General features: G+C 55.8%; 1 pseudogene. It reads left to right on the top strand.

The window, feature by feature from the left end:
• Window positions 1–192: pseudogene (locus QP363_RS13315) on the top strand (integrase core domain-containing protein); the annotation flags it as partial.
• Between the last annotated feature and the right edge of the window lie 59 nt (window positions 193–251).

Below are 251 nucleotides of genomic sequence, written 5' to 3'. Positions count from 1 at the left end.
CGTACTGGTGTGTGCTTCGATAACGCGATGGCTGAGTCGTTCTGGTCGACGCTAAAGACTGAATTCTACGACCGTAAGCGATGGACAACCCGTGATGCCGCACGCAAGGCCGTTGCCTACTGGATTGAAGTCGTCTACAACCGTCGGCGCCGGCACTCTGCACTCGGAATGGTCAGCCCCGTCGACTTCGAGAACCACACCGGCGCAATCAACAGCAGAAAAGAAATAGCTGCCTAACCACTAGGTAGCTC

It is taken from the genome of Corynebacterium sp. UMB6689 (assembly GCF_030215295.1).
Taxonomy (GTDB): domain Bacteria; phylum Actinomycetota; class Actinomycetes; order Mycobacteriales; family Mycobacteriaceae; genus Corynebacterium; species Corynebacterium aurimucosum.
This window is presented reverse-complemented; position numbering and strand designations above follow the sequence as displayed.